The 10716-nt window shown below is 40.6% G+C and carries 8 protein-coding genes; 1 reads left to right on the top strand and 7 read right to left on the bottom strand.

Annotated elements, in window-relative coordinates:
* Window positions 1-912 precede the first annotated feature (912 nt).
* The 7 genes from tig to G585_RS17450 form a co-directional block, all read right to left on the bottom strand.
* The gene (gene tig, locus G585_RS17455) at window positions 913-2403 is read right to left on the bottom strand and encodes a trigger factor (protein ID WP_022773881.1); all 1491 of its coding nucleotides are present in this window, start codon (window positions 2401-2403) and stop codon (window positions 913-915) included.
* A 147-nt stretch (window positions 2404-2550) separates the two neighbouring features.
* Window positions 2551-3108, bottom strand: a complete 558-nt coding sequence (locus G585_RS0106750; RefSeq protein WP_022773879.1) for a CYTH domain-containing protein — start codon at window positions 3106-3108, stop codon at window positions 2551-2553.
* Window positions 3109-3157: 49 nt separating this feature from the next.
* On the bottom strand, window positions 3158-3709 hold the full coding sequence (locus G585_RS0106745) for a DJ-1 family glyoxalase III (RefSeq protein ID WP_022773878.1): 552 nt from the start codon (window positions 3707-3709) through the stop codon (window positions 3158-3160).
* Window positions 3706-4737 (bottom strand): LacI family DNA-binding transcriptional regulator, encoded by a 1032-nt coding sequence (locus G585_RS0106740; RefSeq protein WP_022773877.1) that lies wholly within the window; start codon window positions 4735-4737, stop codon window positions 3706-3708. Before G585_RS0106740 ends, G585_RS0106745 begins: the two co-directional genes overlap by 4 nt.
* Before the next feature lie 82 nt (window positions 4738-4819).
* Window positions 4820-6340 (bottom strand): 4-alpha-glucanotransferase, encoded by a 1521-nt coding sequence (gene malQ, locus G585_RS0106735; RefSeq protein ID WP_034481519.1) that lies wholly within the window; start codon window positions 6338-6340, stop codon window positions 4820-4822.
* 141 nt (window positions 6341-6481) lie between these two features.
* Entirely contained in the window at window positions 6482-7423 is a 942-nt protein-coding gene (locus tag G585_RS0106730) for a carbohydrate kinase family protein (RefSeq protein ID WP_022773874.1), read from the bottom strand.
* Window positions 7424-7435: 12 nt separating this feature from the next.
* Window positions 7436-8038 (bottom strand): TetR/AcrR family transcriptional regulator, encoded by a 603-nt coding sequence (locus G585_RS17450; protein WP_022773873.1) that lies wholly within the window; start codon window positions 8036-8038, stop codon window positions 7436-7438.
* A gap of 161 nt (window positions 8039-8199) precedes the next feature.
* On the opposite strand from G585_RS17450, the gene G585_RS17445 reads away from it, so the two are divergent.
* The gene (locus G585_RS17445) at window positions 8200-10716 is read left to right on the top strand and encodes an ATP-binding protein (protein ID WP_022773872.1); all 2517 of its coding nucleotides are present in this window, start codon (window positions 8200-8202) and stop codon (window positions 10714-10716) included.

Here is a 10716-nt window from a genome sequence, read left to right as displayed (position 1 = left end):
GGAAGTTTTTTAGCGCTATATGCCCAAATCATCCTTTTCATCTAAACATCAATGATTGTTTTATAAAAAGAAAGCATGTGTACAGAAAAAAGATGCTCGCGTCATGTCGAAAAAGATGTACAAGACATGAATAATAGAATAAATTCTAGATTTCATGCCAAACGATTCTATTCAAGGCATGAAATTATGAGGAAAATCTGACACAGCATGTCGAATTACTAAGCAAAGACATGGTATCTGAGTCAAAATCACTAACAACATGTCTGAACCACTATACAAAGCATGTGATACTTGCAAAAAATCTCCAACTCATGTCAGAAGCCTTTGCACAAGGCATGAAAATCGAGAAAAATCTCTCGCATCATGCTATAGCCAGGTAAATCTTTATGCTTTCATTATCCCAAGTCTCCAGCTGATTCAATTTCAGCCACCCCTACTGTTCTCGGAGTCAGAACCCGAGGCATTAAAACCCAGCCACACCGAAGGTGCCTGCCATTGACGGGTTCTGAGGAAAACGCTACAATGCTGAATCCGACGGTGAGATAAAACTTACTGTTCCCATCATCCTCACCGTCGGCGAGGTATAGACGACGTTTTTCTCAGACTCAGTCAATGGTGGCGTACTCAGCCGCAATCTAAAACTTTTCTCATGATGAAAGTATTGTTTCCAATACATATGTTTATCATCATGTGATCTGGTCTATAAAGGATGATCTGATAACTGAAGAATGCTTGCTCCATTGGAGAAAGCATTCGTGACATAGATCAATTTATTTGAACCGTCACTATGTATCCCAACTTACTTACGCATATACAAAGAAAAAGATTCTCGCGCAAGCATTTAGCTTGCGCAAGAATCCTCTTTATAATCTATATCTCTATAAATTGTTGTGCTTAAATATACAGAGTTAATTAAGCCTCTTCTTCTGTCTTTTTCTTTCTTGTTGTCTTCTTAGGCTTCTCTTCTGCGTCGTCATCCTTCTTAGCAGCTTTCTTTGTAGCTGTCTTCTTAGGCTTTTCCTCAGCATCGTCTGCTTTCTTTGTTGTCTTCTTTGCAGCTGTCTTCTTTGCTGGCTTTTCTTCAGCATCGTCAGCCTTCTTTGTAGCTTTCTTCTTAGCTACTTCTTTAACGTTCTCTACAAGGAAATCAGCAGCTTTCTGAACAGCAAGGTCACTTCTCATTGTCTTCTGCTCAGACTCTGACATAAGCTCTTTGAGCTTATCGAGTTCCATCTTATACTGCTCAGCCATCTTCTTGAGTTCTTCCTCGAAGTCCTCATCGCTAACTGTGATGTTCTCAGCCTTAGCAACTTCCTCAAGAACAAGTCTAGCCTGGATTCTTTCGATAGCCTGTGGCTTAACCTGCTCGATCATCTTGTCTACAGTGTTGCCTGTATACTGAAGGTACTGATCCATGCTCATGCCCTGCATCTGAAGTCTCTGAGCAAAATCATTAACGATCTGTCTAGCCTGAGTCTCAACCATAGCTTCTGGAAGTTCCATCTCAGAATCTTCGATAACAGCCTTAACTACAGCGTCCTCTCTCTTAGCCTTCTCTTCGTTTGTCTTTCTCTCTACGAGTTTCTTCTTAACATCTTCCTTGTACTCAGCAAGTGTATCGAAATCAGATACATCGCTAGCGAACTCATCATTGAGCTCAGGAAGCTCTTTAGCCTTGATAGCCTTAACTGTGCACTTGAATGTTGCAGCCTTACCAGCAAGGTTGTCAGCCTGGTAATCCTCAGGGAATGTTACGTTAACATCGCCTTCCTTACCAATTTCAAATCCAACAAGCTGCTCTTCAAATCCAGGAATGAAAGCACCTGAACCGATTGTAAGAGGATAATCTGTTCCCTTACCACCTTCGAATGCAACTCCATCAACAAATCCTTCAAAATCAAGAGTAACGATATCGCCATCTTTAACAGCTCTGTCTGTTACTTCTACTGTTCTTGCGTTTGTATTTCTCTGCTTGTCGATCTCAGCATCAACATCGCTGTCAGATACTTCGAGATCCATCTTCTCAGCCTCTACGCCCTTATATTTACCAAGCTTAACTGGAGGCTTAAGAGCTACTTCTGCTGTAAAGATGAAATCCTTACCAGCCTCAAGCTGCTCAACATCAATCTTAGGTGAAGAAACAACTTCTTCTCCACACTCCTCTACAGCCTTAGGATACTCTTCCTCGATAAGCTCGTTAGCAGCATCCTCATAGAATACTCCCTTGCCATACATCTGCTCGATCATCTTACGAGGAGCCTTGCCCTTACGGAATCCTGGGATCTGAATCTTGTTTTTGTTCTTGTCATAGGCCTTCTGGATAGCCTTTTCAAGCTGCTCTGCAGATACTTCGATCTTAAGCTTAGCCATGCTCTTCTCAAGCTTCTCTACTGTTACGCTCATTTTTGCTAAATTCTCCTTCTAAAAATTGTTTATATAAAGGGTTTTTAAACCCTTCTGGCCTTTTAGGCACAATCGCTTGTAGATTATAACATAGCTGAATATTTTTTTCCACAACAATTTATCTTAAAAAAGTCAATTCTCATCAAATCACAATTTTACTGAGCTCATGTGAGAGTTGCTGTATTTCACATCACCGGTAACATCCTCAAAGAACCACTTTGCCGGCTTATACGCTCTTGCTGCCTCTTCACTCGGAAATTCAACTTCCGCAAGAATAGTCCCTTCAAAAGGCGCATCAAAAATATCCAGTTCTATCTTAATCTTTCCCTCTTCTACAGCCTTTTTTATACCCGGCTCACCGGCAAAAAAAGTTTCATCAAATCCATCGCTGTTTAATGGAATAAGGTATCTCTTTTTCCTTATCATATTGCCATCAGCCTTGAGAACAAGGTGATCATAAGATTCTTTATCAAGGGGCATGTTATATTCTACTTTACCTATTGGCCTGCTCTGGCCATCCTGCGATGGATCTTCATTTTCCATGGAAGATCCCTTATATGTCATGTAATAGGTGTCATCTTCCCTGCGCACCCTGACTGCCGGGTGAACATTAAGATACCCCTGCTCAATAACATGGTAGGGGTATCGGTCTAAGTCCTTGGGAAGCTCTTTTACTGTGAATTTGCGTTCAATTTCTATTCCCATATGTTTTTCCTCAATAGACAGGAATGCCTTCTTAAACATTCCCTGGAGCTTACTGTTTATATACTATTTTTGCAGCCATATCCTCTGCAGCCTTTGGGCCCTGGAATTTCTCGATAATGGCAAGACCAAATGGAATTGCGGTTCCCATTCCGCGGCTGGTTATAAAGTTATCATCAAAGGTAACTTCTGATGTCTGCACATTGGCACCATTAAGATCCACTTCACATCCCGGGTAACAGCAGGCTTTTTTGCCATCAAGAAGACCCATCCTGCCATAGACTGTAGGTGCCGCACATATTGCAGAAAGAAGCTTTCCTGCGTTATTAAACTCTGTAATCTTTGCTTTTAATGGCTCACAGTTAAACAGATTGTTTGTTCCAGGCATTCCACCCGGAAGAATTATCATGTCGATTTCATCAAAGTTCACATCACCAAATAACTTATCAGCTTTTACTGTAATGTTATGTGATCCTGTAACCTCGAGAGAATCGCTGATTGAAACTGTACTGATCTCTATCTGAGCTCTTCTTAAAAGATCAACAACTGTAAGTGCCTCAATTTCTTCAAACCCATTTGCTAAAAAAATCGCTGTTCTGTTCATGATCTCCTCCTTGTTGATTCACCCTCGATCAGTTCCCCGGGGAATGTAATGTGGCGATGGCCACTTTCTCCGTCGATGATGTCAAATAATAACTTCATTGTTGCCTTTGATATTTCCTCAAGTGGCTGCCTGACAGTTGTGAGTCTTGGCACGCAGAACCTTGAAATATCCTGCCCGTCAAAACCTGCCACGCTCACATCCTCAGGAACTCTTATACCTGCATCAGCAAAAGCTCTTAAAGCGCCAACAGCAAGTACGTCTGAAATACAGTAAAGAGCTGAGAACTCTTCACCTGACTCAATAAGTGCTTTAGTAGTCTGGTAGCCGTTTTCCATGGAATAAATTCTCTTATCAACCAAACGGATAAGATTCTCATTTATCTCTAGGCCATTTTCCTTAAGTGCCTCCAGATAACCTTCAAGACGAAGCTTTACTATGGAAGGCTTATCACTTCCTTCAGATAAAATTGCGATTTTTTTATGTCCAAGTCCGATCAGATACTCAGTCATCTTGCGGCTTTCAAGCAAGTCATCCACAGATACTGTCGAGTACTCTTTTTTACTTAATTTCTCTGATACTTCCGAACCAATAGTAGCAAAAACAACAGGGACATTAAGCTGCTTTATCTTGGAAGAAGAATGTCTTGAGCTTCCTCCCATAAATATAATGCCGCGAAGTCTCTTTTCTTTTTCAAGCTCAAGAGCCACATCCAGCTCATCCTCATAAGCCTCAACATGTCTGAGGACCAGCGCATACTTGCGATTTTCTGCCTCCTGCTCTGCTATCTGTATCATCGGGGTAAAAAATGGATTGGTAATTCCCTTTACCAGAACAGCAATGCATTTGGCATCTGTTCGCTTCAAATTCCTTGCGCTGTTATTGGGAACATAGCCAGTTTCCTTTATTACCTCAAGAATCCTTTTTTTGGTTTCAGGATTGATATCAGAGTGGTCATTAATTGCTCTTGATACGGTACTGACCCCTACACCGCATCTTTTCGCAATCTCAACTATTGTAATATCCGCCATAACATCCACCTATCTCTATGAAACTACAAGTCCGATGCCGCATGGATTTCTGTCCACACGCCATCGGATCCGTTTTTTCTTTTTATCTCAATCTTCCATAGATTCTAGCATAGTCATACATTCCCTTGCAAAGAGAATCTGAAAGAGCATCTTTTCTCATACGCCATACCCAGTTGCCACCGAGTGTTGAAGGAGTATTGATCCTTGCCTCTGCACCAAGTTCCAGATAATCCTGCATTGGAATGATCGCTGTGTCAGATACGCTGGCAAAAGCCGCTCTGATCATAGCTTTGACTGCATCTTTTGAGTATGTGATACCCAGATATTCCTTGGCAAATCTCTTGTCGCTTCTTGGAAGTGCATCGAACCAGCCTCTGCAGGTTTCATTGTCGTGAGTTCCTGTATAAACAATGCAGTTCTTTGTATAGTTGTGAGGAAGATAGTCGCTCTCCTCCCTTGAATCAAAAGCAAATTCAAGGATCTTCATTCCCGGGAAGCCTGTCTTTTTAACAAGTTTTATTACAGAAGGAGTCAAAAAGCCAAGATCCTCTGCAATAACTCTCTGCTCGCCAAGTTCCTTTTTCATGACATCAAAAAGCTCGATACCCGGACCTTTTCTCCACTCTCCAATCTCAGCAGTAGGGTTGCCATATGGAATTGCATAGTACTCATCAAAGCCTCTGAAGTGGTCGATTCTTACGACATCATATAGCTTAAAGCAATGGGCAAGTCTCTTCATCCACCACTTGTAGCCTGTCTTCTTGTGATAATCCCATCTATACAAAGGATTGCCCCAAAGCTGACCTGTTGCACTGAATGCATCCGGCGGGCATCCTGCAACATCCGTAGGAACATTGTCCTTATCGAGCTGGAAGAGTTCAGGATTAGCCCATGTATCAGCACTGTCAAATGCCACATAGATCGGGATATCTCCCACAATATCAACGCCCTTCCCATTAGCATATGCCTTGAGCGCTTTCCACTGTTTTGAGAAAAGATACTGTAAAAAGCTGTAAAACTCTATTTCAACCTTATATTTTTCTACAGCAGCTTTAAGCGCATCCTTTTTTCTAAGTCTCACTCCCTCTTCCCATGTGTCCCAGGCCTTGCCGCCATTGACATTTTTAAGAGCCATGAAAAGGGAATAATCTGAAAGCCAGTCATTGTCAGGATCATTTTTGAAAGCTTCAAATTCTTTCTTTATCTCTGCTGACTTTGAAACCTTGTCCAGATTGTCAAAAGCCTTTTTGAGGAGCTTAAACCTTGATCTGTAAAGCTTCTCATAATCTATGTACTCATCGCTGACACCAAAATCGCACTTGTCTGCATCAGCTTTATCCAAAAATCCCTCTTCAATAAGTGCCTCGATATCTATAAAATATGGATTCCCTGCAAACGTTGAAAAAGACTGATATGGCGAATCACCATAGCTTGTAGGGCCAAGTGGAAGAATCTGCCAGTAGCTCTGTCCTGCCTTTTCCAAAAAATCAACAAATTCATACGCCTGTTTTGAAAATGTTCCGATTCCATATTCTGACGGAAGTGAAAAAATCGGAAGTAAAACCCCACATGCTCTTGTCTTCTTTTTACTTTTTTTAGCCATAACAAATCCTCTCAACACTAATAAAATCTATCACTGTAACAGTTCTTTCATCAAAAGAGCTACGGAAAAAATCACCGTTCCCGGTAACGTTTCCATAGCTCTACTTTATCAGTTTATAAAAACTATTTCAAGTAAAAAAAATCAAACACCATGCTCTTCAAAAGGAGTCTTTTTAATTCCCCAAATAAGGTTTCTCCACTGCTCAAGCTGGTCTACAGTCATAAATCCATTGGAAGTACCCATATACCCGATCTTGTAGGATGCAAATAAAAGAGCATTCTTTATTGCGTTTACACTGTCTCCCGTCTCCATGTAGAAATGAAGGAAACATGCAAACAGGGCATTACCGGCACCGATTGTATTGACAACTTCGTTGGTCTTAACTGTCTTGTAATGAGCCTTTATATCCTTGGTCTTGTCAAACAGGATAAGGCCTTCACTACCCTGTCCAAGAATAATTACCTCTGTTCCATAAGTTGATGCCATTCTGTCTATGAAATCATATGGATCCTCAGAGAGAGTATCATCGCTGAAATACAGTACCTTTGCAGGTTCAAGGAAATCCGTATTGTATTTTTCCTTTTCAGGATTATAGCTTCTTATATTGACTGCTATCGGCTTTCCAAGTTCTGCAGCAGTCTTGGCAAAAGGCCTGCAGAAATTAGCATTGGCAAGGACCATCATGTCACATGCACCGGCTATTGGTGTTACCACATTCATGTCGTATACATTTTCTCTAAGGTCCTTAATATCCTCAAATATCTGCTGCTTTCTCTGTTTGTCATACAGCACCACTTCAGTGGGAGTTTCCTGCATCTGAGGAATGATATAGTCAGTAGAAAGAGTTATCCTTCTGTCAGGCGGATTGATAAGACCAAAATCCTGATTTCTTCCAACAATGGACATGAATGTAACTTCATCTCCCAACCACTTTAGAGCCAGTGACTCATTGTAAGCATCGCCGCCCATGGCAGTGTAGATAGAATCCTGAACCCTGGTCAAAGGAGCATAATTTACGGGAATCTTATCCACTCTGACAATTGTTTCAATCTGCGTTACTCCAGCTACTAAAAACTTGCTCATGTTTGCCTCCTTTTATGAGAGAACCATTTTGCTTACCATATCAACATATTCAATAGCTTCTTCTAAAAACAGATCTGACCTGAAGGTGTCCTGCTTCAGCTCTTTTTCCATAACTCCATCAACAGTATGATCGAGCATATTCCAAACTTTGTTATAGTTAATTCCAGGAGAAAAAACTGTTATATCAGCTCTTTCTCTTAAAGCTTCCATTATTCTTTGATATTTTTCACGCCTTTCCATTATTTCGGAAAGAGCCTCTGCATAAGTCTCATCCTCAGCTCTTTTCAGGAAAAGATATATATATGGATACTGGCCCATAGAAGCCGCCTTGGCTGAAACGATCTGCTTGTACAGTTCAAAGTACTCTGTCTCGCCTTTATCCACATTCTGTGCAAGTTCAAGGGTTACAAAACGGGTAGCATAATCATACAGAAAGGAATAGAGCCCGATCTTGCTCCCGAAATAGTGAAAAAGAAGTCCCTTACTTATTCCGGCAACTTTAACAATTTCATCAGTGCTTGCATGATAATAGCCGTAACGGGAAAACACTAAAAGCGCAGCATTTATCATGCGGTCCTGTTTCTCTTTTTTTAGTTCAAAAAATTTTTCGTTCATCCTGCATCACCCACGAAGTCCATATTGACTACAACAGTCTAGTTTAAATATAGCATTTTACCAAGTCCAGTTCAAACGTTTTATCGTACTTTATCAATTTTTAATCATTAATATGGTATACTAGTAGTATCTATAAATATGGTCTTTCGGCGGGTATTTGTATGTACGATTTTTTGAGAACTTACCAACTTGATATCATGCTGTTTCTAAGTGGTGGTTGTGGAGTATTGACAATCCTTGCTTTGTCCACCAAAACTCTTACCAGGTCTCGAAAACACGCTCTTGTTTCCATGGAACTTTCTTCCATGTTTCTTCTTATTTTTGACAGGATTGCATATATTTACAGAGGTGATATATCAGAAAAAGGATACTGGATGGTAAGAATAAGTAATTTCCTCGTTTATTTGCTGTCCTTATATGTATCCCACGCTTTTAACGTATATCTGCTAGACATAATAAAAACGACAGTAAAGCCTAAAAAGCCACCGATACTTCTGGTTATCAGTGAATTTCTTTTCACTATCGGTGCACTTATGATAGTCGCCAACCTCTTTACCAAATTCTATTATTACTTTGACGAAACCAATCACTATGTGAGAAACCCGGGATTTCTTGTGTCATATTTATTCCCGCTTTCTATAACTTTGCTCCAGATCGTCACTATCATCAGGATCAGAAAATATTTGTACCGCAGTTCCACTATCTTTCTGCTTTTGTTTAGCATCCTTCCGTACGTGGCAACAGTAATACAGATCTTTTCCTATGGTCTTTCGCTTACAAACATGACCATAGTTGGAATGGTAGTGCTTGCCTATGTATTTGAGATCATTAATATGAATAAGCTTGAAGAGGCCAAAATGGCTGCCGAAAAGGCCAATAATGCAAAATCAAGATTCCTGGCAAATATGTCTCATGAGATCAGAACCCCTATCAACACCATCATGGGAATGGATGAAATGATCTTAAGAGAAGACGCCACCGGTGTTCCTAAGCCATATTTCATGTCCATAACAAACTACGCACTCGATATCAGATATGCCTCTGAATCTCTGCTTGGACTTATCAATGACATTCTTGATATCTCCAAGATCGAGTCAGGTAAGATGCACATTGTCGAGCAGGAATACGACGTTACTACGCTTCTTAGGGGAGTCATTACCATGATCCGCATAAGAAGTAATCAGAAAGACCTGTACTTTGAACTCGATATAGATAAAGAGCTGCCTGCAAAACTTTATGGCGATATGGGAAAAATAAAGCAGATAGTACTTAATCTCTTAACAAACGCCGTAAAATACACAGAAGTAGGCGGCTTTACTCTTACTGCAAAAGTTCTCTCAGTAGAAGGTGATAATTGTAATCTTCTTTTCTCTGTTAAGGATACCGGAATCGGCGTTAAAGAAGAAGATATCCCTAAGCTCTTTTCAGCTTTTGAAAGACTTGACGAAGAGAGAAACAACAGTATTCAGGGAACAGGACTTGGACTTGATATCTCCAGACAGTTCTCGGAGCTTTTAGGCGGAAGCCTCACCTGCGAAAGTGTCTACGGTGAAGGTTCCACTTTTATTTTCACTGTAAACCAGAAGATCATTGACGCCACTCCTATTGGGGAATTCAAAGAAACAGATGAAACAAAATCTGTCGGACTCCACGTTGCCGGATTTACAGCAGAAGATGCTAAAATTCTGGTTGTTGATGATAACTCCATGAACCTTGCAGTTGTAAAAGGGTTCCTTAAGCCCATCAAAGTTCAAATCGATACAGCTGAATCAGGCTTTGCCTGCCTGGATATGCTAAAAGAAAATAATTATGACCTTCTTCTTTTGGATCACATGATGCCAGGAATGGATGGAATTGAAACCCTTGAGAAGGTAAGAGAATTTAACAAAGAAATACCTGCCATTGCCCTGACCGCAAACTATATGGCAAACGGCGATGGATTCTATGGTTCAAAGGGCTTTATCGGATATATCAGTAAACCTATTGATTCAAATGTTTTAGAGAAAGCACTTCTCGACAATATTCCAAAGGAAAAGATCAAAGAGGCTGTTTCTCCAATAATTCCAGAAGAAAGTCCTGAACTTCCTCCTGATAAAAAGTGGCTTGAAAAGGTAGAAGGTATTAAAGCTGAAGATGGAATCAAAAACTCCGGTGGTGCCATAGGCTTTGTTTTCTCTGCACAGCTCTTTTACGACACCATAGATGAGAATGCAAAAGTAATTGAAAACGCCTACAAAGAAAACGACATAAAGCTCTACACAATTAAGGTTCATGCCTTAAAGAGCTCTGCCCGCATTATTGGAGCTAATGAGCTTTCAGAACTTGCAAAGTCTCTTGAGGACGCCGGAAACAAATCCGATTTGGGCTTTATTACCACCCACAACGATGAGCTTCTCGAAATGTACAGGAGCTTTAAAAATAAGCTTTCAAAACTTGACAGCAAAGAAACCTCTGACGACACAGGAAAAGAGCCCATTTCTTCTGATGACCTAAGCAGTGCATATGCCTCATTAAAAGAAATAGCTGAGCAGATGGACTATGATAGTGCTGAATTAGTCCTTGCCCAGCTAAATGATTACGTTCTTCCAAAAGAGGATAAAGCTGTATTTGACAATATTGCAACAGCCCTTAAGGCCTTTGATTGGGATAAGATCGATGAACTTTTATCATCTCACTGA

The organism is Butyrivibrio sp. AE2015 (assembly GCF_000420825.1).
Taxonomy (GTDB): Bacteria; Bacillota; Clostridia; order Lachnospirales; family Lachnospiraceae; genus Butyrivibrio.
The sequence above is the reverse complement of the archived record's forward strand: the minus strand, read 5'-3'. Positions and strand labels throughout refer to the sequence as shown.